The organism is Corynebacterium curieae (assembly GCF_027570035.1).
Classification (GTDB): domain Bacteria; phylum Actinomycetota; class Actinomycetes; order Mycobacteriales; family Mycobacteriaceae; genus Corynebacterium; species Corynebacterium curieae.
Genome location: NZ_JAKMUU010000003.1, coordinates 258285 through 282223 on the forward strand (window position 1 = coordinate 258285; position 23939 = coordinate 282223).

Here is a 23939-nt window from a genome sequence, read left to right on the forward strand (position 1 = left end):
TGGCATTGGGCAAGGAGGACGCCCACAATCCATTCAATTTTCGGGGGAATCATGACTACTGCTACGGCGCACCACCTGCGCCTTACCATCCGCATTCACGCCGGCACTTTCCACAAAGAAGCGGACGTGGCGCTGCCGCTAAGCTCTAGCGTGGGCGAGCTTTTGACCGAAATCACGGACTTGGTGGACGCTCCCACAATTTCCGAGCCTTGGCGTGCCAGCACTGCTTCTGGCCGCGCCATCGATCTCACCGCACCACTGGCCGCCACTCCGCTCACGGAAGGCGCAATTCTTGTCCTGAGCCCGCGTGAGCGCCGCCCCGCGCCCGTAATCCGGGATGCCGCAGAATCCCTCGCCGCCGCGGCCGAAGAGGATTCAACTGCCGCTCTTCCCACCGTCTGGGCATGGGCGGGGCTGCTGGCTGCCTTCATCTTGGCCCGGGCTTTAGCCCCGTCTATAGCAGCCTGGGCGGCTTTGTCCGTCGGTGCCTTCCTGCTAGCGCTGTGGACTCGGGCGCTTTCGCTAGTACACCTCGCCTTGGCGGCCGGCATGGTGTGCGGTTGGGTGGCAATTTCGCCCGCGCTTGGCGAAGTCCCCTTTGCCGCCCTCACTGCCAGCTCCACCCTCCTCATCGTTCTGCTTGCCTGCCACGTCACCAGGTTGAGTACAGTGCGCACCACCGCAGCAGCGCTCACCGTAGCGGCGCTTTTATTGGTCGCAGCCCTCGGCTACCTGCTGCCAGGACTCGGGGCGGGACTGCGCACCAGTCATGGTACGGCGGCCGCCGCGTGCACAATCATCGCAGGAATCATTCTGTTGGCCACAGCACCAGCGGCAAGCATCGCCACTGCCGGGCTCAAGGTCCCGCAATTGCCCACCGCCGGCCAAGATCTCGCGGTATCTGATGCCCTCCAACCAGATGTGGACACCCGCGCACAGCGGGCCGGGCGTGCCTACGAGGGAATATGCTGTGGCCTTGCACTCTGCCTTATTCCGGCTCTTTTCGCCCTCTCGCTTACGGGAAGTGGCGCGGCTCTTTCGCCGACTAGCGGTGCCCCTGACTCTCTCGCCGAATACATTGCGGTGCTCTTTGGTACCCAGCACACCGGCCTAGGATTCGTCCAAGCGCTGTGCGTTACCGTAGCGGGTGCCATGGTGATGCACGCCGCCCGTCACGGCCGTGCGCTGGCTAGTTGGGCCCTGATGCTGCTTGCCATTGCCTCGTGCCTTGCAACCTGCCTGTGCGCTACCCACGCCGTAGCGGATTCGGGGCTTGCGGCTTCTTGGGCACCGGCTCTCGTCTCCGGTCTGGTCTTGGCAGCGATGATAAGCGCCCCGCTGTGGGCGCCCAAGGTCGCTGAATTGGAGCCCACCACTATTGCTTGGTTTGAACGCATCGAATCGCTAGCCATTGCCGCTAGTCTTCCCTTGGGCTTGCACCTTGCGGGTATCTTCGTGCTCATTAGGGGGTTGGGATGATGCGCTGCCGATTTCTTGGCGTTCACGTAGGCCCGAGTCGTACTCTCTCCGTTTACGCGGCCGCCGCGATGCTGCCTGGTGTCGCGCTCGCGGCTGTAGCTACTTCCGCACCGAACGCTACTGCCCGCGAACCGGACCGCGAGTGTGCGAGCGCACATGCCTCGCCGCTATCGCCACAGCCCAGCGAAGATCAACGCGATTACCGGGCCCGCCTCCATTCCTTTGCCACTGGTGAAGGGGTAAAGGTAGCCGTGATCGATACGGGTGTGGAGCACCACGATCAGCTGCGGAAGCTTAGCGGTGGTGCAGATCTCGTTGCCCCAGGGGATCCCGAACCGCACCGCGATTGCGACGTGCACGGAACCGTCGTGGCCGGAGTCATTGCTGGCCACGATGTAGGAATCGCCCCGCGGGCAGAGATCTATGCCGTACGCCAGACCAGCGCGCATTACCGCCAAGAGAAAGAAGAAAGCACCACCGGATCGCTGGATACCTTGGCCCAGGCGATTGATGACGCCGCCGATGCCGGCGCCCGCATTATCAATGTCTCTGTGGTTTCCTGCGTTCCACCGGATGTGGCCGCGCAGGTGGATACCTCTCGGTTGGATGATGCCTTAGCGCACGCGGAGAACTCTGGAGCGCTGGTCATTGCTGCTTCTGGCAATGCCTCTTCTGGCGGATGCGAAATGGGTGACCGCGTCTTTCCAGCGGATTCGCCCACGGTGCTCTCGGTGAGCGCCCAAGCGGATTCTCATGAACTCGCTGACTACTCTCTGAATTCGGACGAAGGTCCCCAGCTTGCCGCGCAGGGATTTGTGCCGCTTGCTCTAAACCCCGCAGGAGGCTGGGCCGATGGCAAGGAGGGCGCAGATGGCACGGCACAGTTCCATGGCACGTCCTTTGCCGCGCCGGTGGTCAGCGGCACGGCTGCGTTGCTGGCGCAGCGTTTTCCCGACGATAGCCCGGCTGCGCTCCGCGGCCGATTGGAAGACGCCGCGCAGCCGGGGCACGGATTCATCGACCCGCTTACGGTGCTCACCCATGTGGAATCAGCTTCGGGCATTGATGCCAGGGCGATGACCATCGAACCCGCCGAAGAAAACGCATCGCGTGCGCCCCTGCGCAGTTCCTGGGTGCTGGGCGGCTTGGTGCTTGCACTAGCTGCGTGGGCAGCGTGGAGAGGGATGCGGCCTAAGAGCTGACCTGCAAGGCTTGGTCACGACTCAGCGCCGAGCCTTCCGGCAACAGTCGCAGGATCTCCCACGGAACCTGCGCGCCCACGCCAGTACCCAGGGCTTCCAAGGTCTCTTTATCCTTGACCTCGTGCCGCTGTCCCGTGGGCGAGACCACGTGATAGCCATGGCCGCTGTCTACTCCTACGCCACCAGCGTTGAGCCCACCGAAGCGATGTGCCACCGCTTTGCCAGCCAAGGCAACGGTGCCTGCTTGGACGGGTACCACTACCCCGCCGCCCTCGTTGCCCGCGCACATCCAGCCATCGTCTGGGTTTAAGAAACGGAACGCCGCGGAGGGAAGGTTGAGGTTTAAGGGGGCGTCGGCAAGCGCGGCTACTTCCTGCGGCAAAGCTGCCGACTCCTTGGCGCCTAAGCCTGTAAGCATCTCCGCTTGGGTGGGAGTGAGTTCCGCTACACCCTCGGCTGTGCGCGCCCATAGGCCTTGGCCGGTGTCGATAACCTCGGGCGGCTCTTCCGGAAAGCTCAACGGTGGCAGCTCCGCAAAGGCATTGAGCAGCTCAGGAGGCACGGGCCAGGTGTGGGTGCTATCGTCCACGCCAACCGCCCGGCGCACGACGCGCCCTTCGGTGGTGGAGGGATCTGGCAACGCCACGCGGCCTTCCTGGGTGATAAGCCACTGCGTGCCTTCGGAGTCCACTAATGCGGCTCGCTCTTGGCCCAAGCCTTCCTGCTCAGGCTCGGCTAGGACAATGACCTCCTGCGAAGCGACCTGCTGGCCGCCAATACTGGTAGGACTCTCTGCGGCGGGAGCCTCATCCTTGCCGGCCAAACAGGCTGTCCACCGCCGTTGTGGGGACTCGCCTTCGGTCGCAAGATACCCCGGCGCATCTGCGATTCCCACCGGCGAGCCCAATAAAGCTTCTTGCAGGTGCTCATCTCCGATGGTCTGCGCCTCGGCTGCTTGCCCGGCGATAATGCGGGCAGACGCCAGGTTGAATACTGGGTGGTAGGTGTCATTGACATCCACAAAGAGCTGCCCTTGCTGCGAGCGAACGATCGGCGCATCGCCCGGCTGCGGGCTTGGTTGCAACCATGCCAGCATGCCAGAGCCCACTGCAAGGAAGGCGACGCCGACCCCACCGAAAAGCAGCGCCTTGCGACGCCTAGCCAAAGGATCATGAATCATGCGGATATTGCCCAACACGAGCCCATGCTCGACGCGGCGACGCAAGAATTTATGGCCCGATACCTGGGCCTTGGTAGTAGGCAGCGGACGTGCCATGATTTTCCCCCGAAAAGTCTGTGTACACCCAGCCACAGGCTAACCCAGGTGGCAGCCCACCGCCACTTGGGCGCTAGTCGGCGCTGCGCCTTTCGCGGGTCACTTCTGCGCGAGCGGCCAATTGGTCCGCCGCCGGGTAATCAACGGCGACTAGCGAAAGCCCCTTCGCCGGCGCCACGGGAATGCTCGAGGAACGCTTCGTTTCTTGGAGCAGCGCCGCGGCGAAGTCGGCATCGCGGCGCCCCTCTCCCACGCGCAGGCAGCACCCTACCAAGGAGCGCACCATCGACCAGCAAAAAGCATCGGCGCTCACGCGGGCTTCAAAAAGCTCTGGTTCTTCTGGCGTTGACACGTCCCGCCAAGAAAACTCCTGTAATTCACGGATGGTCGTGGCATTCGGCTTGGCTTTGCAAAAGGCCGCGAAGTCATGCAGGCCCACCAGCGCGGTGGCTGCTTCCTGCATGACATCGATATCCACCGGCTTAATCCACTCGGCCGTATCCCGCGCACGGGTCGGCAGCGCGCCGCGCGGGTTGGTGGTAATCCGGTACACATAGTGCCGCCGCAGCGCCGAAAAACGCGCATCGAATCCTGCAGGCGCAAACTCGCAGCCATGCACCCGCACGTCCTCTGGCAAGAGCTTTGCTAACCGACGCACCAGCTTCCCCGGCTCCCCCGCCACCGAGCGCTGAGCCAGCATCTCTTCGGGTACGTCCACGTGCGCCACCTGGCCGCGAGCATGGACGCCGGCATCCGTGCGGCCAGCGACGGTAAGCGGGACCTCTGTGCGAGCAATCATCGCCAGTTTCTCTTCCAGCACGCCTTGCACGGTACGAAGACCGCCCTTCTGCTTGGCCCAACCGTGGAAATCCGTGCCGTCATAGGCCAAGTCCAAGCGCAGGCGAACGAATCCGTCCGCCGGCCCCTCTGGCGTGGTAGATGCTGCAACAGTCATGGTGGGCTTCATGCTACCGGAGTGTTTTCTGCACGCCGCCGCTGGGTCTTTCGCTGGAGGCAAGGCTCACCAAGCGTAAACATGAAAAAGCCGCCGCCCTCCCACAAGTGGGAAAGGCGGCGGCAAAGCGCTAAGGCCAAAGAGGAATTACTTCTCCTCGGACTCCTCAGCTGCGGTCTCCTCGGCAGGTGCCTCGGTCTCTGCAGCTTCGTCTGCCTTAGCTTCCTCAGCCTCAGCGGCCTTGGAGGCGGCAGCGCGGGTAGCGCGGTTAGCCTCGGAGGTCACGGTCTCCTCGAGAACGAGGGAGATCTGGGACATCGGGGCGTTGTCACCGGTGCGGTTGTCCAGCTTGATGGTGCGGGTGTAGCCACCCTCACGGTTCTCAAACTTCGGTGCAACCTCGTCGAACAGGTAAGAAACAACATCCTTGCGTGGGATGAGCTTCAACACTGCGCGGCGGTCAGCAACGGTGCCGGACTTAGCCTTGGTGATGATCTTTTCGATGTACGGGCGAAGAACCTTCGCCTTGGCATCGGTGGTCTTGATAGCGCCGTGCTCGATCAGGCTGGCTGCCAGGTTGCTCAGCATGTGAGCCTGCTGCTTGGCGGAGCCGCCGAGACGGGCACCCTTCTTAGGGGTTGGCATTGTGTACTCCTCGTATGCGGTAAAAAGTTGAGCGCGCGGCAATAAAAATATCGCCGCAAGTCAGGGGGTTCTTTACTCGGAATCCTCAGCAGCCGGATCCTTGAAGTCACCGGTTTCTGCGTCGTAGCCCTCGAGCTGGGTCGGGTCGAAGTCCTCAGGGGTGTCCTTGAGAGCCAGGCCCAGGTTAGCCAGCTTGATCTTTACCTCATTGATCGACTTCTGGCCGAAGTTGCGGATATCCAGCAGGTCGGACTCGGTGCATTCAGCGAGCTCGCCCACAGTATGGATCTCCTGACGCTTAAGGCAGTTATAAGAGCGGACGGAGAAGTTCAGGTCCTCGATCGGCATGCCATAGGCAGCGATGTACTCGGTCTCTTGCGGGGAGGGTCCGATCTCGATGCCTTCGGCAGCGTTATTCAGCTCGCGAGCCAAGCCGAACAGCTCGACCAGGGTGCCACCGGCGGAAGCCAGGGCATCGCGTGCGGAAATCGAGTTCTTGGTTTCGACGTCGATGGTCAGCTTGTCAAAGTCGGTGCGCTGCTCAACACGAGTTGCTTCGACCTTGTAGGAGACCTTGAGGACCGGGGAGTAAATCTGGTCGACCGGGATGCGGCCGATCTCACCGGAGGTAGGAGCGGCTGGGACGTAGCCACGGCCGCGCTCGACGACGAGCTCAATGTCCAGCTTGGCGGTGTCATTCAGGGACGCGATGTGCAGATCCGGGTTGTGGATCTCCACGCCAGCCGGTGGCTGGATATCGCCCGCGGTGACATCGCCCGGGCCTTCCTTGCTCAGGTACATAACAACCGGCTCATCGGAGTCGGAAGAAAGCACCATGCTCTTGATGTTCAAGATGATCTCGGAGACGTCTTCCTTCACACCGTTGATGGTGGTGAACTCATGGAGAACACCATCGATCTTGATGGAGGTTACCGCTGCACCCGGGATGGAGGACAGCAGGGTACGACGCAGCGAGTTACCGAGGGTGTAGCCAAAGCCCGGCTCGAGCGGTTCGATGACGAACTTGGAACGAGACGAATCGATGAATTCCTCGGTGAGCTGAGGACGCTGGGAAATGAGCATTGAAATTCTCCTTTTCGGCGACCGCTATTTGACGCCGGTAGAGGGGTAAAAATCTTCGGGTTCGAAGATTCCAGGTTATCCGCCAGGCCATTACAGGCCGTGCGGTATAACAGTTTACTTCGAGTAAAGCTCGACGATGAGCTGCTCTTGCAGCGGAATGTCGATCTGAGCGCGCTCGGGCAGCTGGTGCACGAGGATGCGCAGGGTATCAGGAACAACCTGCAGCCATGCCGGTACGTTGGCATCGATGAGGGCGTCCTGAGCATCTTCGAACCATTCCATCTTCTTGGAGCGGTCACGGACATCGATGATGTCGTACTGGGTGACCTTGTAGGAAGGAACGTTGATGTTCTTGCCATTCACGGTGAAGTGACCGTGGGAGACAAGCTGGCGAGCCTGGCGGCGGGTGCGTGCCAGACCTGCACGGTAGACTACGTTGTCCAGGCGGGACTCGAGCAGGATAACCAGGTTATCGCCGGTCTTGCCCGGGAGGCGGTTTGCCTCTGCGTAGTAGCGACGGAACTGACGCTCCAGCACACCGTAGGTGTACTTTGCCTTCTGCTTCTCCTGGAGCTGCAGCAGGTACTCAGATTCCTTGATGCGGTTGCGGCCAGCCTGTCCCGGTGGGTACGGGCGGCGCTCGAATGCCATATCTCCGCCGATCAAGTCGACGCGAAGACGGCGGGATACGCGGGTAGCGGGGCCAGTGTAACGAGCCATTTTCTTACCTCTTCCTTTCCCTTAAACCTTGCGGCGCTTGGTCGGACGGCAGCCGTTGTGCGGCTGTGGGGTTGCATCCGTGATCGAGGAAACCTCGAGGCCTGCAGCCTGCAGGGAACGGATGGCGGTCTCGCGGCCGGAGCCCGGACCCTTGACGAATACGTCAACCTTCTTCATGCCGTGATCCATTGCCTTGCGAGCAGCGTTCTCGGCTGCCATCTGAGCGGCGAACGGAGTGGACTTACGGGAGCCCTTGAAGCCAACGTGGCCGGAGGATGCCCAAGAGATAACAGCACCGGTCTGATCGGTGATCGAGACGATGGTGTTATTGAAGGTGGACTTGATGTATGCGTGGCCGAGGGCCACATTCTTCTTTACGACGCGACGGCCGGAACGGCGCGCGCCAGAACGAGTCTTTGGAGGCATGAATTACTTCTTCTTTCCTGCGATCGTCTTCTTCGGACCCTTACGAGTGCGCGCATTGGTCTTGGTGCGCTGGCCACGTACAGGCAGGCCACGGCGGTGGCGCAGGCCCTTGTAGCTACCGATTTCAATCTTGCGGCGGATATCAGCCTGAACCTGACGGCGGAGGTCACCCTCAACCTTCCAGGTAGCCTCAATTGCGTCACGGAGCGCCGACAGCTGGTCATCATCCAGGTTGTCAGTGCGCAGGTCAGGAGAAATGCCAGTCTTTTCTAGCAATTCCTTGGCACGGGTTGGACCGATGCCGTAGATGTAGGTGAGAGCGACCTCCATGCGCTTATTGCGGGGGAGGTCAACACCAGCTAGACGTGCCATATGGCGTGTCCTTTCGGGTTGTTACGGCGGTTTTCTCCCCATCCGTCCCGCTCCATGCAACGCTTCGCCCGGGCCGTGCCGGGATCCTTGGGTTGCTTATCAGTGCGGGCTCAGGCCACCGTAGCCCGAGGTGGACAGGGCGAACCTAGGGGCCGCCCTTGGGTGAGGAGGCTTACTGTCTTTACTTGTAGCGGTAGACGATGCGTCCGCGGGTAAGGTCATAAGGAGACAGCTCTACAACCACGCGATCCTCTGGGAGGATGCGAATGTAGTGCTGACGCATCTTGCCAGAAATGTGTGCAAGAACCTTGTGTCCGTTGTCGAGCTCGACACGGAACATTGCATTCGGCAAAGGCTCGATAATGCGGCCTTCTACCTCGATTGCGCCTTCCTTAGCCATAACCTCTACTTTTCTGGTGCCGGACAAGTGTGCCGTCACCTGCATGTTTGTTGTCTACTGCGGTGGCATATCGGCGCCAGCCTCGCTGACGCTATACACCGACTTAACAGCATACGCTGCAGCGACACGTTTTCCAAACCGCTGCGCCTTTCGACGCCCACCGCCGCGCCCACCTACTTCCCTCTCCTCACCTCCTTCCGAAGGGAGGAAAATTTGGGAGGAGAAATAAATAGCGAAAGTCCCCCGCACCGACTTTCCTTCTCGAGGAACCGGCGCGGGGGACTGAGTTAGCGCGGTAGCGCCAAAGTCTTAGTAGATGAAGACCTTATCGCCAACCTGGACGTTATCCCAGTAACGCTTTGCAGCGTCTGGCGGCAAGTGAACGCAGCCATTGGAATCAACGGCCGGGTCATCCAAGTGGAAAGCGTGGCCGTTATTGGTGAAGTAGATGGAGTACGGCATCGGCGCGTTGTTGAACTCGCGGGAAATCTCATGTTCTACCTTGCGGGTCACATGGAAAGTGCCGCGTGGGGTCTCCTGACCGCGCATGCCGGCGGACATTGCCGGGGAAACGTAGGAAACCTTGCCGCCATCCTGCAGCCAGGTGCGACGGCCATTGAGGTCGACACAAACCTTCGCATCGGCCGGGCACGGACCGCGGTCGAACTGGTTAGCTCGGCGCTGTGCTTCTGCCTTACGGGCGGCAGCCTCAGAGCGTGCCTTCTCCGCGGCAACACGCTCGGCATTAGCGCGGGCAGCGGCTTCGCGGGCCTTGCGTGCTTCCTCGTTCTTCTGGGCGATCAGGCCTGGGAAAAGGAACTCTACAGCACCGTCAACTGCAGTCTGGACGCTAGGAGCCAGTTCAGGGGAGAATTTCTCTGCCTGCTCCAGAATCTGGTTGCGAGTATTCCATGCCTGCTCGCGGGTCTGGCCGTAGAAATTGTCCAGCTGTGCCTTAGCGTCAGCAGTGAGCTTGTCTAGGCCGGACTGAGAAGCGAGCTGGTTGAGATCGGAATTTGCCTTGGAGCTGAGCTGATCCACGTTGGGAATCTCTTGGGCGGTAGCGGCAGGAGCTGCAACGGTGGCGCTCAAGGCCATAACGCCAGCCACAGCGGGCGCTGCAATCGTGGCGCGGATCTTGCGGAAGCTAAATTTCGACATGGCTGTGAGTATAAACCTTTCGGGGATATATGCCTAGTTGAACAGGCAATTTTGGGGAATATGTATTAGTAGCGGCGAGTGAGAATACGCGGACCATCGGCGGTGGCGGCCACCGTATGCTCCCAATGAGCGGCAAAGGAACCATCGAGGGTGACGACCGTCCAGTCATCTTCCAGCACGGCAGAATCCTCTGTGCCCAAAGTTAGCATGGGTTCAATGGCCAGTACGGAACCTTCTTGAATCAGCGGGCCGCGGCCCGGCCGGCCTTCGTTAGCCAAGTACGGATTCTCATGCATGGTGCGGCCAATGCCGTGTCCGCCGTAGCCGTCAACGATGAAAAGATCTACGCCAAACTTTTCCTCTGCGCGGCGGGTGGCCTGTTCGAGGGCATGGGAGACGTCGGTAAGCAGATTGCCCGGAACCATAGCCTGCATGCCTTCCATGAGGACCCATTCGGTGGCTTTATTGAGGGCATTCACATCGGGGTCCAGCTCCCCGATGGCAAAGGACCAAGCGCTATCGCCTACCCAGCCGTCGAGGGTAGCTCCGCAATCGATCGAAACCAGATCCCCTTCAGCAAGGATGGTCTCCTTATCGGGGATGCCGTGCACAATGACGTCATTGACGGAGGCACAAATGGAACTCGGAAAGCCCTCGTAGCCCTTAAACGTGGGATAGGCGCCGGCATCGCGGATGGTCTGCTCTGCCACTGCGTCGAGCTCGAGGGTAGATACGCCAGACGCCGCAGCAGCGCGGACTTCTTGCAGTGCCTTACCGACGATCTCGCCGGCAGCCTGCATGGCGTCTAGCTCACCCGGGGTGCGGGCGGGGATGCGCTTACTGCGGCGTCGAAAAGCCATGCTTACTTACCCAGTGCTTCCATGGCACGGGCATTGATTTCTTCCACGGTGCCTTCGGCCTTGATGGGGATAATGACATCGCCGTAGTGCTCGATGAGCGGGAAGGTTTCCTCGCGGTACACACCGAGGCGGGTGCGGATGGTCTCCTCGTTATCGTCGGCGCGGCCACGGGCCATCATGCGCTCGACCACAACGTCTTCAGAAACCTCGAAGTTGAGCACGCCATCGAGCTTTTCGCCCTTCTTGGACAGCAGCTCCTCCAAGATGTCTGCCTGCTCGGTCGTGCGTGGGAAGCCGTCCAGCAGGAAGCCGTTCTTGGCATCGTCCTGGTTCAAGCGATCCTCAACCATGCGGGCGGTGACGTCAGTAGGCACCAGCTTGCCTGCATCGATGTAGGACTTTGCCTCTACACCCAGCGGGGTACCCTCGCCGATATTGGCACGGAACAGATCGCCGGTGGAAATGTGCGGGACGTTCAGCTTCTCGCTGAGGATGGCTGCCTGGGTGCCTTTGCCGGCACCGGGAGGTCCTAGAAGTACAAGACGCATTACTTAAGTAGTCCTTCGTAGTTAGATTGCAGTAGCTGGGACTCGATCTGCTTGACCGTGGTCAAGGCGACGGAGACCATAATCAGGATGGCCGTACCACCAAAGGCGGACGTACCGCTGGCGGAAGAGCGACCCACGCCGAGGTCCAAGAGGATATTCGGCAGGATGGCGATGACCGCCAAGTACAGGGCGCCAACGCACAGCAGACGGTTCATCACATAACCAAGGTACTCTGCGGTCGGGCGGCCCGGGCGAATGCCTGGGATAAAGCCGCCGTACTTCTTCATATTATCCGCCTGCTCTGCCGGATCGTACTGAACCGAAACGTAGAAATAAGCAAAGAAAATGGTCAGGACGAAGTACAGCACAATGTACTGCCAGGAGGATGGCGCCTGCAGGTGCGCGATGACATTGCGCTGCCACCAGTTATCCGGAGTGCCGGGGGAGCCAGAGTTAACAATCTGGGTAATAAGCACCGGCATGTAGATGAGAGAGGAAGCGAAGATGACCGGGATAACGCCGGCCTGGTTGACCTTCAGCGGCAGGTAAGTGGAGGAACCACCGTACTGGCGGCGGCCCACCATGCGCTTAGCGTACTGAACCGGGATGCGGCGCTGACCCTGCTCGATGAAGGTAATGCCCACGACCAAGATGACCAAGCCAGCGACAACCATAGCGAAGACAAGGCCGCCGTTGTTCTGCATGATGCTTACGCCATCGGTAGGCAGGCGGGTGGCAATACCGGCGAAGATGAGCAGGGACATACCGTTGCCAATGCCCTTTTCAGTGATGAGCTCGCCCATCCACATCACCAGCACTGCGCCGGCGGTCATGGTAATGACCAAGACAATGAGGGTGAAGAAGTTGCGATCCTCTGCCAGTACCTGAATGCCCTGCCCCAGCAGCTGCTCGCGGTCCGCCAGCGCGACGATGCCGGAGGATTGCAGCAGCGCCAGCGCCAGAGTCAGGTAACGGGTGTACTGGGTCATCTTGGCCTGTCCGGACTGGCCTTCCTTCTTCAATTCCTCGAAGCGCGGAATGACCACGGTCAGCAGCTGCACGATAATCGAGGCCGTAATGTACGGCATGATGCCGATGGCGAAGATCGACAGCTGCAGCAACGCGCCGCCCGAGAAGAGGTTGATGACGGAGTAGAGATCTCCGGACTGTTCGGTCAGCTGGCGCAAGCGCCCAGCAATGGACGCATAGTCAACACCCGGGGATGGGATCTGTGCGCCGACACGGTACGCAATGATCATCACGATGGTGAAGATGATCTTCTTACGTAGGTCGGCATCCTTGAAAGCCTGCAAAATGGCGGACACTACAAAATCCTCCTGGCCTACCGCTGCCGAACGCGAAATCTAGGGAGGGTTTCGCGTCCATTCGCGGAGGTGGAACTCATCTGCCCCTAGGAAACTGCACCCCCTGAGCCGAATGGCTTAGGGGAAAATCAGCTTTCCTTCAGGAACGGTTGAACACTTATGACCCCATTACCCTACCAGCCTTGCCCCGCATAGCCACATTAAGGCCCAATAGTGTGACCATGATTGCTTCTTCTTTCGCGCGTTTTGTATCTGGGGTTTACCATGAGGGGGTATTGCCATCGCGCAATTCCCTTTTTAATCTCCGACCTCGCGGGTACCTGCGCCACGAGGCCGTTATTGGTGTGAACCTAACGTTGCGAAAGAAGAAAAGATGAGCAAGAAATTCACGCCGATGACCGTTGCTGAGATCATCGACGTATTTATCCCTAGTCCGAATCCCTTCCGCTGGGAAGCCTTCGATGGTTCCGCTACTGGACCCGAAGATGCCCAGTACAAGGTAACCATCAATAGCCTTGAAGGCTTGTCCTTTATAGCCACCCATCCCGGCGATGTGGGTTTCGCCCGCGCCTATGTCACCGACGGCATCACGGTGCACGGCGATCACCCGGCCCACCCCTATGGCATTTTCGACGCCCTGCATGCCATGTACGACAAGTTTGAAAAGCCGGATGCGAAGACACTGGCTCGCGTGGTGCGCTCGCTGGCGTCCATGGGTGCCTTCCAGATCCAGCCCGTTCCCGAGGTAGAGCGCGCCTCTTGGCTGCGCCGCAAATTGCACGATGGCCTTTCTAAGCACTCCAAGCAGCGCGACGCGGACGTCATTTCAGACCACTATGACGTGGGCAATGACTTCTACGAGCTCTTCTTGGGCGATTCCATGACCTATACCTGCGCCTACTACCCTTCCCCAGACGCCACCTTGGAGGAGGCGCAGGAGAATAAGTACCGCCTCATCTTTGACAAGCTGCGCCTCAAGGAAGGCGACCGCCACCTAGACGTCGGCTGTGGCTGGGGCGGCATGGTCCGCTACGCGGCGCGCCGAGGCGTGAATTCCGTTGGCGTAACCCTGTCCAAGGAGCAGGCCGAGTGGGGCCAGCGAAAGATTGAAGAGGAAGGCCTGCAAGACCTCGCGGAGGTCCGCTTTATGGATTACCGCGATATCACCGAAGAGGGCTTCGATGCCATCTCCGCCATTGGCATTATCGAGCACATCGGCGTGAAGAATTACAACGACTTCTTCAAGTTCCTCCACGGCAAGCTGAAGGTCGGCGGCCTGATGCTCAACCACAACATCACCTACCCGGACAATCACAAGACGCCTAAGGGCGGCTTCATTGACCGCTATATCTTCCCCGACGGCGAGCTCACCGGTTCCGGCAACGTCACCAAGGCCATGCAGGACAATGGCTTTGAAGTCATTCACACCGAGTCTCTGCGCTTTGATTACATGCGCACGCTGCACGATTGGTGCGAGAACCTGAAAGAAAATTGGGATGAGGCCTGCGCCACCGTAGGCCTGCCAACCGCCCGCCTCTACGGCATTTATATGGCCGGATCCGAGTGGGGCTTTGAGCGAAATATCATCAACCTTTATCACTTCCTCGGCGTAAAGCTGGGCGAGGCCGGTTCCCGCGCCGGTGTGCCTGAGCGCCGCTGGTGGGAAGATAGCCGCTTTTAAGGAGGCCTTCCATGACCGTCATTGATAACTTGCGCGAACGCCTCTCCACCGCACGGCCACGGCCAGTGGATGCCATGCCCATCGAGCCGGTGGGGTGGGCGGAGCATCAGGAGGGCGTCGACAAGCTGCTGGCCAGCTTCCGTGCAGTGCCGGCCGATAAGCGCGTGCGCCTGGCTAAGAAGACCTCTAACCTTTTCCGCGGCCGCAGCGAGGAGCAGGCGGGCCTAGACGTTTCGGGCCTCGGCGGTGTCATTGAGGTCGACCCGGTAGCCCGTACGGCCGATGTTCAGGGCATGTGCACCTATGAGGACCTCGTCGATGCCACCCTTCCCCACGGCTTGATGCCCTTCGTTGTACCGCAGCTCAAGACCATTACTCTCGGCGGTGCGGTCACCGGCATGGGCGTGGAATCCACGAGCTTTCGCAATGGCCTGCCGCACGAGTCCGTCCTAGAGATGGACGTGCTTACCGGCACTGGTGAGATCCTTACCTGCTCCCGCGAGGAGAATGTGGATCTCTTCCGCCTCTTCCCCAACTCTTATGGCTCGCTGGGCTATGCGGTGCGCCTGAAGATCAAGCTAGAGCCGGTACCCGCCTATGTGGAATTGCGCGAGGAGCGTTTCCACACCGTGGAAGAAGCCAGCCGCGTACTTGCCGACGTCGCCTCTTCCCACACCCACCGCGGCGAGCCCGTACACGGACTCGACGGCGTAGTGTTTTCCGAAGACGAGGCGTACTTGGTCTTCGCGCGCTTTACCGATGAGGAGGGCCCAACTTCCGATTACACGCGGGACAAGATCTACTACCGCAGCCTCCAGCACGCCTCTGGCATCCGGCGCGACCGCCTGACCATCCGCGACTATATCTGGCGCTGGGATACCGACTGGTTCTGGTGCTCGCGTGCCTTTGGCGCGCAGAACCCCAAGGTGCGCAAGGTGTGGCCGCGCGAATTGCGCCGCAGCTCTTTTTATTGGAAGTTGGTCCGGCTCGACCGCAAATACGAGCTGGAATATAACTTCATCAAAAAGCCCCACGGCAAGCCACGTGCTGAACGCGTGGTCCAAGATATCGAGGTCACTCCAGAAAACCTGCCGGAATTCCTCCATTGGTTCTTCAATGCCTCCGATATCCAGCCGGTGTGGCTCTGCCCCATCCGCCTGCGCGATGGTGTGGACGAGCTGGTAGGCACCGGCGACATCGCCTCTAGCTCGAGCGACCCCTGGCCGCTGTACCCGCTTCGCCCCGGGCAGACCTGGGTCAACGTTGGCTTTTGGTCCGGTGTGGACGGCGATCATGTGGATCCCTCCGCTCCGAATAATGGCGCGTTCAATCGCGTCATCGAAGCCAAGGTCAATGAGCTTGGCGGACACAAGTCCCTCTACTCCGAGGCTTTCTATTCCCGGGAAAAGTTCGAGGAACTCTACGGCGGCAATCTTCCCGCCACCATCAAAGCGGTTACCGATCCGGATGACCGCTTCCCTGGCCTGTACGAGAAGACCGTAGACGAGGCCTAGCCTCCCCACCCCTCCACGCGCCAACGCCTCACTTGGCACGTGGCGAGGGAAAGCACAAAGGGTGGAACGCCCTCCCCGAGCGTTCCACCCTTTTTCTTGTTTCCTTTTACAGGATGAAGCTTTGCTTAGTATGCAGCGGTGATGTTGTCATAGCCGTTGATCTTCAGCGCATCCGTGACGCGCTGAACCGCCGCCTCATCCTTTTCTGGGTTGTAGGTCTCCGGGAAGGTTACGTGAGCGGAGTGGTTATCCTTGAACTCAATATTCATGAATTCGTGGCCCACCTCCTGGGTAGCCAGTGCCAGCTCGCGTTGCACAGCTAGCTTGCCGCTTTGCAGGTTGCCGCCATTGAAACCAGGATCGACTTCTTCGGAGCCTTCTGCAGCCCCACCATTGATGACATCTTCCTTGTCACCGGTGATGCGGCCCTTTTCCGCATGGGCACCCGGCTGCTGGTCTGGTGCAGGCTGCTGGCCAGCCTCAGCCGGTGCGGTCTGGGCAGTCTCCGCCGGTTCCGGCTGGGACAACTGATCTTGAGCATCAACCGGGCCAGTGGAACCAGCGAACGGCATGATCGCAGCGACTGCGGTAGCGAGCAGGGAAGAAATAGACGACATAAGATTCTCCTTAGAACTAGATGATTGCCAACTAAGAAACACTGTAGCAACAATGAATATATATCGCCATACCTGCAACCTTATTAATCAATAAAGGTTTCCTGTCAGACAGTGTGACTCGCGGCCCTTACCCAAACTGTCTTTGCCCCTTTCCTCCCCCATTCGCCAAGAAAAGCGCATGAAAAATCCCCCTGCCCCACTGGCGCGGAGAGGGGGACGAGAATCTACTTGAATGAGATTACTTGGTGTTGGCGGATCCGCCAGCAGCCTCGATCTTCTCAACAGCAGACTTGGAGAACTTATCAGCGGTGACGTTCAACTTAACGTTGATGTCGCCGTTGCCCAGAACCTTGACCGGCTTATTAGCGCGGACCAAGCCAGCAGCTGCGATGTCAGCAACGGTGATGTCGCCGCCATCTGCGAACTTCTCGGCGAGGTCAGCAACGTTGACTACCTGGTACTCAACGTGGTTCGGGTTCTTGAAGCCCTTCAGCTTAGGCAGACGCATGTGGATCGGCATCTGGCCACCCTCGAAAGCAGCGGATACCTGCTTACGAGCGCCGGTGCCCTTGGTACCGCGACCAGCGGTCTTACCCTTGGAAGCCTCACCGCGGCCGACGCGGGTCTTAGGCTTATTTGCTCCTGCGGTTGGGCGCAGGTCGTGCAGCTTGATGATATCAGCCATGGTTTACTCCCCTGCCACTTCTTCGACGGTGACCAGGTGGCGTACCTTCTGAACCATACCGCGAACGACCGGGGTGTCCTGCTTTACTACGGACTGACCGATGCGCTTGAGGCCGAGAGCCTCAATGTTCTTGCGGTGGTTCGGATTGGTGCCCACCAGGCCCTTTACCTGTGTAATCTTCAGAGCCATTGTTTATGCCTCCTGACCTGCGCGCTTGCGCAGCATACGGGCCGGGGTGACCTCTTCGAGGGACTTGCCACGGCGTGCGGCAACCTCTTCAGGGCGAACCAGCTGCTTGAGGCCGTCCACGGTAGCGCGGACGACGTTGAGTGCATTGTCGGAGCCCAGGGACTTCGACAGGATGTCCTGCACGCCAGCGCATTCAAGCACTGGACGAGCAGCACCACCAGCGATAACACCGGTACCAGGTGCGGCAGGCTTCATCATGACGATGCCAGCTGCGTCGCGGCCCTCAACCGGGTGGGTGATGGTGCCAGCAATCATCGGAACGCGGAAGAAGTTCTTGCGAGCCTCTTCAGCACCCTTCTGGATTGCGGCCGGGACTTCCTTGGCCTTGCCGTAGCCGACGCCAACCTGACCCTGGCCGTCACCGACGACGACGAGGGCGGTGAAGGACATGTTGCGGCCGCCCTTAACGGTCTTGGAGACGCGGTTGATGGTCACAACGCGCTCGATGTACTTATCGCGCTCGTTGTCCTGCTGGTTACGACGATCGTTGCGGCGGCCGTTGCCACCGCGGTTGTTCTTGTTGTTCTCGGCGGAGCGTCCGCCGTCACGCTGTTCACGGTCCGACATTAGGCGTTCCTTCCGTTGATGTTTCCGTTGACGATGATCATTAGAACTTCAGACCACCTTCACGTGCAGCGTCAGCCAGCGCAGCGACGCGGCCGTGGTACTTGTAGCCTGCGCGGTCAAATACGACGTGCTCGATGCCAGCGGCCTTTGCGCGCTCGGCAACCAGCTCGCCTACCTTGGCAGCCTTAGCCTTCTTATCGCCCTCGAGTGCACGAACGTCCGCCTCCATGGAGGATGCGGAGACCAAGGTGTGGCCTGCCAGGTCATCGATGACCTGGACGTGCATGTGGCGGGAGGAGCGGTGAAGAACCAGGCGCGGTGCCTCAGGGGTGCCACGCAGGGTCTTACGGATACGGAAGTGACGGCGTGCGCGTGCTTCGCGACGACGGGAGGAGATGTCCTTGCCGACTGGAGTGCGCTTGGTGTTTTCAGTGTTTGCCATTGCTTACTTACCCGTCTTTCCGACCTTGCGACGGATCTGCTCGCCTTCGTAGCGAATACCCTTGCCCTTGTAAGGATCGTCCTTACGCAGACGGCGGATATTAGCGGCGATCTGTCCGACTAGTTGCTTGTCAATACCGGTAATGGACAGCTTGGTTGCGCCGTCCACTGCGAAGGTAATTCCCTCCGGAGCCTCGATGAGGATCGGGTGGGAGTAGCCCAGGCTGAATTCCAGGTCCTTTCCCTTCTGCTGGACACGGTAGCCAACACCGAAGATTTCCATCTTGATGGTGTAGCCCTCGGTTACGCCGATAACGGCGTTGTTCAGCAGGGAGCGGGACAGACCGTGCAGTGCACGGTGCTTGCGGTGGTCATCAGGGCGGGAGACGGACAGTACGCCGTCTTCCAGGTTGATGGCGATAGGCTCTGGAACGTTAACGCTCTGGGTGCCCTTAGGGCCCTTAACCTCAACGTCTTGGCCGTTGATCTTGATTTCGACGCCGTTTGGTACGGCGATTGGTGCTAGACCGACTCGAGACATGTGTCAAACCTCCCTTTACCAGACGTAGGCGAGAACTTCTCCGCCTACGCCCTTCTCCTCAGCCTGACGGTCAGTCAGCACGCCGTGGGACGTGGAGATGATAGCCACGCCCAGGCCGCCCAAGACCTGTGGCAGTTCGGTGGACTTTGCGTACACACGCAGACCCGGCTTAGACACGCGACGCAGGCCAGACAGGGAGCGCTCGCGGTTGTTGTACTTCAGCTCGAGGGACAGGGTGTGGCCCTCAACGGTGTAGTCAGCGATGTAGCCTTCCTGCTTCAAGATGTCAGCAATGTTTGCCTTCAGCTTGGAGGTAGGCATCGACACGGTGTCATGGTGCGCATTACTTGCGTTGCGCACGCGCGACAGCATGTCGGCAATAGGATCAGTCATAGTCATATGAGTGACCGTGTACCTTTCTCGTTGCGGTTCCCGTGCTCACCAAAGCGTTCTCCGTGTGATTTCGGGCTACTCACGCTCCCCACGGTCAATACCGCGAGGCGCTCGCCACCCTTTGATTCAGACAACGGTCCGCTATCTACGGCGAGGGGCCTACAACAAAGTTGATGTTCAGTTCTTGCATCGGCTCTGCGCTTTCTGCAGCTCAGTGTGCCAAAATTCGCAATGACTTAGGCACGCCAACGCCTCGGCGCAAGCACGAGGTACTATGCTACGCCATTACCTGCGGTTTTCCAAATAGTCCCACTCCTTCATTAAAGTCGGGACCTGCACGAACGCATTTAAGGAGTTAGTCATGAGCGAGACGCAAGAGGACCCCATTCAATCCGCACACGAGTGGCTCGAAGAAGCCGCCGGCCACCTCGGCCTCAACCCCGGGGAGGCGACCGCCCTCACCCGCGAAATTCTGGATTTAACAAAGGACGTAGCGCATAATCGCTCCCGCCCGGCCGCACCGCTTACTGCCTTCCTTGTCGGCCTTGCCTCTAGCAACGTGGATGAAGCCCGTAGCAATATTGACGCTCTAAAGCAGGTACTGCGGTAATGGCCGGCCGCAAGAATTCCACTTTTGCCGTCACTAAGGTCCGCTTGGGAGATGGCCTGCAGGTCGATACCCGCGCTGATACCGTCGCCGGCGAGGAGCCGCTCGAAATCCGCGTGGGTGGTCAGACCATTACCACCACCATGCGCACTCCCGGCCATGACGTGGAGCTGGCGCACGGTTTCTTACATTCGGAAGGCCACATTGCCTCGCTTGGCGACGTCGCCGAGGCCCGCTACTGCGCCGGCGCCACCGTCAATAGCATGAATACCTACAATTTGCTCGACGTCGAACTTACAAAAAAGAATGTGCTCGACCTCAGCGATCTGCGCTTGACCACCACAACTTCTGCCTGCGGAGTTTGCGGTACCTCCTCCATCGAAGCGCTAACCAAGCACACCCGCTACCCGATTCCACAGGTGCCGGTGGATCCTTATGTCATTGTCAAGCTGCCCGAAGCCTTGCGCGCCGAGCAAAAACAATTTAAGAAGACCGGAGGCATCCATGCCGCCGGCGCCTTCACCCTAGACGGAGAACCGGTGGTCATCCGCGAAGATATCGGCCGACATAACGCCGCGGATAAGGTCATTGGCCACCTACTACTAGAGAACCGACTCCCCGCGGACGACCTCATTCTGGTCATGAGTTCGCGCGCCAGCTTTGAGCTCGTCCAAAAAGCCGCGATGGCCGGATTCGGCATGCTCGTTGCCGTGAGCGCCGCCTCCTCCTTAGCGGTGGAAACGGCCCGCGAAACTGGCATGGCACTCGTGGGCTTCGCCCGCGGTGACCGTTTTAACCTTTATTCCGGCGAGCTCGTTTAGTCGCGGTAGGCCTCCGGGCCGCGATTGAGCCACGCGTAGACGCCGCCAACCAAAAGGCCGCCGCCAATAAAGTTACCGATCCACACTAGGATCCAATTGAGGGCTACGTTGCCGGCGGTCAGGGTTGCCGGCACCGGGTCGGAGGCAAATAGCGTGATGCTAAACAGGCAGAAGTTCGCGATAACGTGCTCTAGGCCTAACGCCACGAAAGCGCCAATGATCGGGATGATGACAAAAACTTCGATGCCGCATCCTTAGCAAAGATGGCACCGACGATGCCCATGTTGACCACGAAGTTCGCGGCGATGGCCTCTACCAGCATGCCTTGCGGGGACTTGATGAGTTTGCCTTCAGAAACCGTTACCAGCAGGTGTGAGGGATCCAAGTCAGCAAATTTGGCGGACATCGCCATAATGGCGGCAAAGATAATCGCCCCCGCCAAGTTGAAAATGGTGGTAATAAGCAGCAAGTAAAAGGCTTTGCCCCATGCCACGTGTTTATTGCTGGCGGCATAGACCATGTACATCATGTTGCCGGTAGCCAGATCCGCGCCCAAGAGCAAAATGGCGAATAGGCCGACACCGAAAAACAGGGCAAAAGCCACAGCCCCCAAACCCGGCGCAACGCCATTGACAGCCTGGCCTACCACGCCGGCGAAGGCGGTACCGATGCACAGGTACACGCCAGCCAAGGTAGCGCGAACGGCAAAGCGAGCAAAGGATTCATCTAATAAGGTGACCTTCTTGACGGCCGCCGCCTTAGCGGCATCATTGAGAGACATCTTCTACCTCATTAATTAGAGCGAATTAAATCCCTCTAATCTTATCGTGACCACCTGATTCCGCGTCAATTCCGGGTATGCATACCCCTGCGTTGTAAACTAGAGCTTTCCTATAACCCTTAATTTCTCTTCGGAGGTCGCATGGATTCCCACTACCGGCCGCGGAGGGAACCGAATCGGCTTCCCGCTCATGGGCGCCGGAGCGTTCCATCGCGATCCGACCGCACAGATGCTGATCGCCAGTGGCGCCAGACGGAAACGCGCACCCGCCAACAACAGCGCCGCCGCCCACCGCGCCGCATTGAGGACACCTCACTTCCCCGGCACCGGCGCAAACCCACCCTGTGGGAGCGGATCAAAAAGGTATGGAAGTCCTCCGGCATCCTTCGCGTGGTCATCGGCATCGTTGCCACCGTGCTACTCGCCAGCACGATTAACCGCGTGGTCAACCCTCCAGAGGGACTAGAGACCAATGAAGTCACCGCAGAAGAGGCACCTGCCATCGACCCTTCACCTGCAGTAGAGCTCTTTATACCAGCCATCGAGGTCCATGCCGATTTCCAGGACGGCTCCTGCCGCGTAGTTAACGGCGCTATCAATCCGGATTCCATGAATAAGGCCTGTACCTATACAGCCGAAGACCGTCCTTATTCGCTGCCGGGCACGACGGCCCAGGACATCGTGGTCATCGCCGGGCATACGGGTGCGGGCGTGCCGGGCGTATTCAATAATCTCTACGATGGCTCCGCCAATGAGCACAAGGTTCATCTGGGAGACAAGCTCTACGTGCGCACCCAAGACTCCGGTCAGAACTGGCTCATCTATACCGCAACTGACCTGCACGACCCTGATAAGCAAGGCCTTTCTGACGACACCTCTATCTGGGGCGATGGCCCCATGCCCGGCCGCCTACTCACCATCAGTTGTATCCAACCTGCGAATCCGCTGGAGCCAGCGGTGCGCAACGCGGTCGTCGGCTGGCAGTATGAGGGCACCACGCACACCGAGGCCGAAAGTTCCTAAGCCCACACCCGCACAAGCCAGCGCCTTCGCACCTTTGAGTTCAAGGTGCTCGGTAAAACTAGAAAATCCCAACGCCCCTTCCGGGGAGTTGGGATTTCTTAGCGCTCTATTTACTTGAACGGGAAGCCGAGCTCGCGCAGGAGTTTGCGGCCCTCGTCGTCGTTAGTAGCGGTGGTAACGACGGTGATGTCCATACCACGAGGGCGATCGATCTTGTCGATGTCGATCTCGTAGAACATGGACTGCTCGGACAGGCCGAAGGTGTAGTTGCCGTGGCCGTCGAACTGCTGATCAGACAGACCGCGGAAGTCACGAATACGTGGCAGCGCGATGGTCAGCAGGCGGTCTAGGAACTCCCACATGCGGTCGCCACGCAGGGTAACGCGTGCACCGATGGGCATGCCTTCGCGGAGCTTGAAGTTCGCGATGGACTTCTTAGCGCGACGCAGCTGCGGCTTCTGACCGGTAATAGCGGTCAGGTCCTCGAGTGCGCCGTTGATGACCTTGGAGTCACGTGCGGCTTCGCCAACACCCATGTTGACAACAACTTTGGTGACGCCAGGGATCTGCATGACGTTGTCGTACTTGAACTCGTCATTCAGGATCTTGCGGATTTCCTCGCGGTAGCGAGTCTTCAGACGCGGGGTGTAGTTCTCGCTCATTTTTAGATGTCCTTCCCGTTGCTACGCGCGATACGGACCTTCTTGCCGTTCTCGTCGAAACGGTAGCCCACGCGGGTCGGGTTGCCTTCGGAGTCAACGATCGCAACGTTGGACACGTGGATCGGAGCTTCCTGGGTAACGATTCCGCCGGACTCGGCGCCACGCTCGGCAGCAGAGTTTGCGACGTGCTTCTTGATGCGGTTAACGCCCTCAACGAGGACCTTGTCACGCTTTGGGTATGCCTCGATGACCTTGCCCTTCGCGCCCTTATCTGGGCCCGAAATGACGATCACCATATCTCCCTTATGGATCTTCATAAGACTAGATCACCTCCGGTGCGAGAGAAACGATCTTCATGAAACGCTTGTCACGAAGTTCGCGAGCAACCGGTCCGAAGATACGGGTACCACGAGGCTCGCTATCGCCCTTGAGAACAACTGCAGCGTTCTCGTCAAAGCGAATGTAGGAGCCGTCTGGGCGACGGGTTTCCTTCTTCGCGCGGACGATAACTGCCTTTACAATGTCGCCTTCCTTGACGTTGCCACCTGGGACAGCGTCCTTGACAGTCGCGACGATGACGTCGCCGATGCCAGCGGAGCGTCGGACAGAGCCGCCGAGAACGCGGATGCACAGCAGTTCACGTGCACCAGAGTTGTCGGCGACGCGCAGACGCGATTCTTGCTGAATCACTATGGGTCTCCTGACCTGGATTGATGTGCGGTAAGATTTCCGTCCTTGCCACACGCGGTCTACAAACTTGCGATGCTCAAGCCTTTACAACGGACTGTGCCGAAGGGTCTCGGACCGGCGGTTCGGAAACGCACCGCTACGGGCCGACCAGCTTTCGCAACCTATACATTCAACCACACGCGCGCACCATTACCAAAACACTGCCTTTTGCTTGC

The 23939-nt window shown here is 59.5% G+C and carries 29 protein-coding genes and 1 pseudogene; 7 read left to right on the forward strand and 23 right to left on the reverse strand.

Annotation, left to right across the window (positions count from 1 at the left end):
* Nucleotides 1-51 precede the first annotated feature (51 nt).
* Nucleotides 52-1479 (forward strand): type VII secretion integral membrane protein EccD, encoded by a 1428-nt coding sequence (gene eccD / locus L8V01_RS07185; protein ID WP_269946424.1) that lies wholly within the window; start codon nucleotides 52-54, stop codon nucleotides 1477-1479.
* Nucleotides 1476-2681, forward strand: a complete 1206-nt coding sequence (locus L8V01_RS07190) for a S8 family serine peptidase (protein WP_269946425.1) — start codon at nucleotides 1476-1478, stop codon at nucleotides 2679-2681. The genes eccD and L8V01_RS07190 overlap by 4 nt, the downstream gene beginning before the upstream one ends.
* On the opposite strand, the gene eccB is transcribed toward L8V01_RS07190, so the two are convergent.
* The 12 genes from eccB to secY form a co-directional block, all read right to left on the reverse strand.
* Nucleotides 2671-3957 (reverse strand): type VII secretion protein EccB, encoded by a 1287-nt coding sequence (gene eccB / locus L8V01_RS07195; RefSeq protein ID WP_269946426.1) that lies wholly within the window; start codon nucleotides 3955-3957, stop codon nucleotides 2671-2673. The two genes, L8V01_RS07190 and eccB, sit on opposite strands and share 11 nt — an antisense overlap.
* A gap of 73 nt (nucleotides 3958-4030) precedes the next feature.
* Nucleotides 4031-4912 carry a tRNA pseudouridine(38-40) synthase TruA gene (gene truA, locus L8V01_RS07200; RefSeq protein WP_394371666.1) on the reverse strand — a complete coding sequence of 294 codons (882 nt, stop codon included), beginning with the start codon at nucleotides 4910-4912 and terminating at the stop codon, nucleotides 4031-4033.
* A gap of 147 nt (nucleotides 4913-5059) precedes the next feature.
* Nucleotides 5060-5557, reverse strand: coding sequence for a 50S ribosomal protein L17 (gene rplQ / locus L8V01_RS07205; RefSeq protein WP_023020595.1), 498 nt, complete (start codon nucleotides 5555-5557; stop codon nucleotides 5060-5062).
* 72 nt (nucleotides 5558-5629) lie between these two features.
* On the reverse strand, nucleotides 5630-6640 hold the full coding sequence (locus L8V01_RS07210) for a DNA-directed RNA polymerase subunit alpha (RefSeq protein ID WP_005322760.1): 1011 nt from the start codon (nucleotides 6638-6640) through the stop codon (nucleotides 5630-5632).
* Between the two features lie 114 nt (nucleotides 6641-6754).
* On the reverse strand, nucleotides 6755-7360 hold the full coding sequence (gene rpsD, locus L8V01_RS07215) for a 30S ribosomal protein S4 (RefSeq protein WP_269946428.1): 606 nt from the start codon (nucleotides 7358-7360) through the stop codon (nucleotides 6755-6757).
* A gap of 21 nt (nucleotides 7361-7381) precedes the next feature.
* Nucleotides 7382-7786, reverse strand: coding sequence for a 30S ribosomal protein S11 (rpsK, locus tag L8V01_RS07220; RefSeq protein ID WP_005322764.1), 405 nt, complete (start codon nucleotides 7784-7786; stop codon nucleotides 7382-7384).
* A 3-nt stretch (nucleotides 7787-7789) separates the two neighbouring features.
* The gene (gene rpsM, locus L8V01_RS07225) at nucleotides 7790-8158 is read right to left on the reverse strand and encodes a 30S ribosomal protein S13 (RefSeq protein WP_005322765.1); all 369 of its coding nucleotides are present in this window, start codon (nucleotides 8156-8158) and stop codon (nucleotides 7790-7792) included.
* 181 nt (nucleotides 8159-8339) lie between these two features.
* Nucleotides 8340-8558 carry a translation initiation factor IF-1 gene (infA, locus tag L8V01_RS07230; RefSeq protein WP_004566852.1) on the reverse strand — a complete coding sequence of 73 codons (219 nt, stop codon included), beginning with the start codon at nucleotides 8556-8558 and terminating at the stop codon, nucleotides 8340-8342.
* A 309-nt stretch (nucleotides 8559-8867) separates the two neighbouring features.
* Nucleotides 8868-9719, reverse strand: a complete 852-nt coding sequence (locus L8V01_RS07235) for a L,D-transpeptidase (protein ID WP_269946429.1) — start codon at nucleotides 9717-9719, stop codon at nucleotides 8868-8870.
* A gap of 65 nt (nucleotides 9720-9784) precedes the next feature.
* Entirely contained in the window at nucleotides 9785-10579 is a 795-nt protein-coding gene (map, locus tag L8V01_RS07240; protein ID WP_269946430.1) for a type I methionyl aminopeptidase, read from the reverse strand.
* 2 nt (nucleotides 10580-10581) lie between these two features.
* Nucleotides 10582-11127, reverse strand: coding sequence for an adenylate kinase (locus tag L8V01_RS07245; protein WP_269946431.1), 546 nt, complete (start codon nucleotides 11125-11127; stop codon nucleotides 10582-10584).
* Nucleotides 11127-12452 (reverse strand): preprotein translocase subunit SecY, encoded by a 1326-nt coding sequence (gene secY / locus L8V01_RS07250; RefSeq protein ID WP_269946432.1) that lies wholly within the window; start codon nucleotides 12450-12452, stop codon nucleotides 11127-11129. Before secY ends, L8V01_RS07245 begins: the two co-directional genes overlap by 1 nt.
* 373 nt (nucleotides 12453-12825) lie before the next feature.
* On the opposite strand from secY, the gene L8V01_RS07255 reads away from it, so the two are divergent.
* Both L8V01_RS07255 and L8V01_RS07260 read left to right on the forward strand, forming a co-directional pair.
* Nucleotides 12826-14133: a class I SAM-dependent methyltransferase gene (locus tag L8V01_RS07255; protein WP_269946433.1), complete on the forward strand. Its 1308-nt coding sequence runs from the start codon at nucleotides 12826-12828 to the stop codon at nucleotides 14131-14133.
* Between the two features lie 11 nt (nucleotides 14134-14144).
* Nucleotides 14145-15647, forward strand: a complete 1503-nt coding sequence (locus L8V01_RS07260) for an FAD-binding oxidoreductase (protein WP_269946434.1) — start codon at nucleotides 14145-14147, stop codon at nucleotides 15645-15647.
* A 125-nt stretch (nucleotides 15648-15772) separates the two neighbouring features.
* On the opposite strand, the gene L8V01_RS07265 is transcribed toward L8V01_RS07260, so the two are convergent.
* From L8V01_RS07265 to rpsH, 7 genes are all read right to left on the reverse strand, one after another.
* Nucleotides 15773-16264, reverse strand: a complete 492-nt coding sequence (locus L8V01_RS07265) for a hypothetical protein (RefSeq protein WP_269946435.1) — start codon at nucleotides 16262-16264, stop codon at nucleotides 15773-15775.
* A 238-nt stretch (nucleotides 16265-16502) separates the two neighbouring features.
* Nucleotides 16503-16949, reverse strand: a complete 447-nt coding sequence (gene rplO, locus L8V01_RS07270) for a 50S ribosomal protein L15 (protein ID WP_005322777.1) — start codon at nucleotides 16947-16949, stop codon at nucleotides 16503-16505.
* Nucleotides 16950-16952: 3 nt separating this feature from the next.
* On the reverse strand, nucleotides 16953-17138 hold the full coding sequence (gene rpmD, locus L8V01_RS07275; RefSeq protein WP_269946436.1) for a 50S ribosomal protein L30: 186 nt from the start codon (nucleotides 17136-17138) through the stop codon (nucleotides 16953-16955).
* A 3-nt stretch (nucleotides 17139-17141) separates the two neighbouring features.
* Nucleotides 17142-17765: a 30S ribosomal protein S5 gene (gene rpsE, locus L8V01_RS07280; protein WP_204610231.1), complete on the reverse strand. Its 624-nt coding sequence runs from the start codon at nucleotides 17763-17765 to the stop codon at nucleotides 17142-17144.
* 40 nt (nucleotides 17766-17805) lie between these two features.
* Complete coding sequence (gene rplR / locus L8V01_RS07285) at nucleotides 17806-18207, reverse strand: 50S ribosomal protein L18 (protein ID WP_005322788.1); 402 nt, start codon at nucleotides 18205-18207, stop codon at nucleotides 17806-17808.
* 3 nt (nucleotides 18208-18210) lie between these two features.
* Nucleotides 18211-18747 carry a 50S ribosomal protein L6 gene (gene rplF, locus L8V01_RS07290; RefSeq protein ID WP_023020585.1) on the reverse strand — a complete coding sequence of 179 codons (537 nt, stop codon included), beginning with the start codon at nucleotides 18745-18747 and terminating at the stop codon, nucleotides 18211-18213.
* Nucleotides 18748-18762: 15 nt separating this feature from the next.
* Nucleotides 18763-19146 (reverse strand): 30S ribosomal protein S8, encoded by a 384-nt coding sequence (rpsH, locus tag L8V01_RS07295; protein WP_005322799.1) that lies wholly within the window; start codon nucleotides 19144-19146, stop codon nucleotides 18763-18765.
* A gap of 355 nt (nucleotides 19147-19501) precedes the next feature.
* On the opposite strand from rpsH, the gene L8V01_RS07300 reads away from it, so the two are divergent.
* Both L8V01_RS07300 and fdhD read left to right on the forward strand, forming a co-directional pair.
* Nucleotides 19502-19750 (forward strand): DUF6457 domain-containing protein, encoded by a 249-nt coding sequence (locus L8V01_RS07300; protein WP_269946437.1) that lies wholly within the window; start codon nucleotides 19502-19504, stop codon nucleotides 19748-19750.
* Nucleotides 19750-20568: a formate dehydrogenase accessory sulfurtransferase FdhD gene (gene fdhD, locus L8V01_RS07305; RefSeq protein ID WP_269946438.1), complete on the forward strand. Its 819-nt coding sequence runs from the start codon at nucleotides 19750-19752 to the stop codon at nucleotides 20566-20568. The genes L8V01_RS07300 and fdhD overlap by 1 nt, the downstream gene beginning before the upstream one ends.
* Here fdhD and L8V01_RS07310 read toward each other — a convergent pair.
* Nucleotides 20565-21349: pseudogene (locus tag L8V01_RS07310) on the reverse strand (formate/nitrite transporter family protein). The gene fdhD and the pseudogene L8V01_RS07310 overlap by 4 nt on opposite strands.
* 141 nt (nucleotides 21350-21490) lie before the next feature.
* Here L8V01_RS07310 and L8V01_RS07315 point away from each other — a divergent pair.
* Nucleotides 21491-22372: a sortase family protein gene (locus tag L8V01_RS07315; protein WP_269946439.1), complete on the forward strand. Its 882-nt coding sequence runs from the start codon at nucleotides 21491-21493 to the stop codon at nucleotides 22370-22372.
* Between the two features lie 110 nt (nucleotides 22373-22482).
* Here L8V01_RS07315 and rplE read toward each other — a convergent pair whose 3' ends face one another.
* The 3 genes from rplE to rplN are packed head-to-tail and all read right to left on the reverse strand — an operon-like array spanning nucleotide 22483 to nucleotide 23724.
* Nucleotides 22483-23034, reverse strand: a complete 552-nt coding sequence (rplE, locus tag L8V01_RS07320) for a 50S ribosomal protein L5 (protein ID WP_269946440.1) — start codon at nucleotides 23032-23034, stop codon at nucleotides 22483-22485.
* Between the two features lie 2 nt (nucleotides 23035-23036).
* Nucleotides 23037-23351 (reverse strand): 50S ribosomal protein L24, encoded by a 315-nt coding sequence (gene rplX, locus L8V01_RS07325; RefSeq protein WP_023027809.1) that lies wholly within the window; start codon nucleotides 23349-23351, stop codon nucleotides 23037-23039.
* A 4-nt stretch (nucleotides 23352-23355) separates the two neighbouring features.
* Nucleotides 23356-23724 carry a 50S ribosomal protein L14 gene (gene rplN / locus L8V01_RS07330; protein WP_049378875.1) on the reverse strand — a complete coding sequence of 123 codons (369 nt, stop codon included), beginning with the start codon at nucleotides 23722-23724 and terminating at the stop codon, nucleotides 23356-23358.
* Nucleotides 23725-23939 lie beyond the last annotated feature (215 nt).

Excerpts from the sequence above, each read along its gene's own strand:
- eccD (WP_269946424.1), top strand. The coding sequence starts at position 52 with ATGACTACTGCTACGGCGCACCACCTGCGCCTTACCATCCGCATTCAC.
- L8V01_RS07190 (WP_269946425.1), top strand. The coding sequence starts at position 1,476 with ATGATGCGCTGCCGATTTCTTGGCGTTCACGTAGGCCCGAGTCGTACT.
- eccB (WP_269946426.1), bottom strand. The coding sequence starts at position 3,957 with ATGGCACGTCCGCTGCCTACTACCAAGGCCCAGGTATCGGGCCATAAA.
- truA (WP_394371666.1), bottom strand. The coding sequence starts at position 4,912 with ATGACTGTTGCAGCATCTACCACGCCAGAGGGGCCGGCGGACGGATTC.
- rplQ (WP_023020595.1), bottom strand. The coding sequence starts at position 5,557 with ATGCCAACCCCTAAGAAGGGTGCCCGTCTCGGCGGCTCCGCCAAGCAG.
- L8V01_RS07210 (WP_005322760.1), bottom strand. The coding sequence starts at position 6,640 with ATGCTCATTTCCCAGCGTCCTCAGCTCACCGAGGAATTCATCGATTCG.
- rpsD (WP_269946428.1), bottom strand. The coding sequence starts at position 7,360 with ATGGCTCGTTACACTGGCCCCGCTACCCGCGTATCCCGCCGTCTTCGC.
- rpsK (WP_005322764.1), bottom strand. The coding sequence starts at position 7,786 with ATGCCTCCAAAGACTCGTTCTGGCGCGCGCCGTTCCGGCCGTCGCGTC.
- rpsM (WP_005322765.1), bottom strand. The coding sequence starts at position 8,158 with ATGGCACGTCTAGCTGGTGTTGACCTCCCCCGCAATAAGCGCATGGAG.
- infA (WP_004566852.1), bottom strand. The coding sequence starts at position 8,558 with ATGGCTAAGGAAGGCGCAATCGAGGTAGAAGGCCGCATTATCGAGCCT.
- L8V01_RS07235 (WP_269946429.1), bottom strand. The coding sequence starts at position 9,719 with ATGTCGAAATTTAGCTTCCGCAAGATCCGCGCCACGATTGCAGCGCCC.
- map (WP_269946430.1), bottom strand. The coding sequence starts at position 10,579 with ATGGCTTTTCGACGCCGCAGTAAGCGCATCCCCGCCCGCACCCCGGGT.
- L8V01_RS07245 (WP_269946431.1), bottom strand. The coding sequence starts at position 11,127 with ATGCGTCTTGTACTTCTAGGACCTCCCGGTGCCGGCAAAGGCACCCAG.
- L8V01_RS07255 (WP_269946433.1), top strand. The coding sequence starts at position 12,826 with ATGAGCAAGAAATTCACGCCGATGACCGTTGCTGAGATCATCGACGTA.
- L8V01_RS07260 (WP_269946434.1), top strand. The coding sequence starts at position 14,145 with ATGACCGTCATTGATAACTTGCGCGAACGCCTCTCCACCGCACGGCCA.
- L8V01_RS07265 (WP_269946435.1), bottom strand. The coding sequence starts at position 16,264 with ATGTCGTCTATTTCTTCCCTGCTCGCTACCGCAGTCGCTGCGATCATG.
- rplO (WP_005322777.1), bottom strand. The coding sequence starts at position 16,949 with ATGGCTGATATCATCAAGCTGCACGACCTGCGCCCAACCGCAGGAGCA.
- rpmD (WP_269946436.1), bottom strand. The coding sequence starts at position 17,138 with ATGGCTCTGAAGATTACACAGGTAAAGGGCCTGGTGGGCACCAATCCG.
- rpsE (WP_204610231.1), bottom strand. The coding sequence starts at position 17,765 with ATGTCGGACCGTGAACAGCGTGACGGCGGACGCTCCGCCGAGAACAAC.
- rplR (WP_005322788.1), bottom strand. The coding sequence starts at position 18,207 with ATGGCAAACACTGAAAACACCAAGCGCACTCCAGTCGGCAAGGACATC.
- rplF (WP_023020585.1), bottom strand. The coding sequence starts at position 18,747 with ATGTCTCGAGTCGGTCTAGCACCAATCGCCGTACCAAACGGCGTCGAA.
- rpsH (WP_005322799.1), bottom strand. The coding sequence starts at position 19,146 with ATGACTATGACTGATCCTATTGCCGACATGCTGTCGCGCGTGCGCAAC.
- L8V01_RS07300 (WP_269946437.1), top strand. The coding sequence starts at position 19,502 with ATGAGCGAGACGCAAGAGGACCCCATTCAATCCGCACACGAGTGGCTC.
- fdhD (WP_269946438.1), top strand. The coding sequence starts at position 19,750 with ATGGCCGGCCGCAAGAATTCCACTTTTGCCGTCACTAAGGTCCGCTTG.
- L8V01_RS07315 (WP_269946439.1), top strand. The coding sequence starts at position 21,491 with ATGGATTCCCACTACCGGCCGCGGAGGGAACCGAATCGGCTTCCCGCT.
- rplE (WP_269946440.1), bottom strand. The coding sequence starts at position 23,034 with ATGAGCGAGAACTACACCCCGCGTCTGAAGACTCGCTACCGCGAGGAA.
- rplX (WP_023027809.1), bottom strand. The coding sequence starts at position 23,351 with ATGAAGATCCATAAGGGAGATATGGTGATCGTCATTTCGGGCCCAGAT.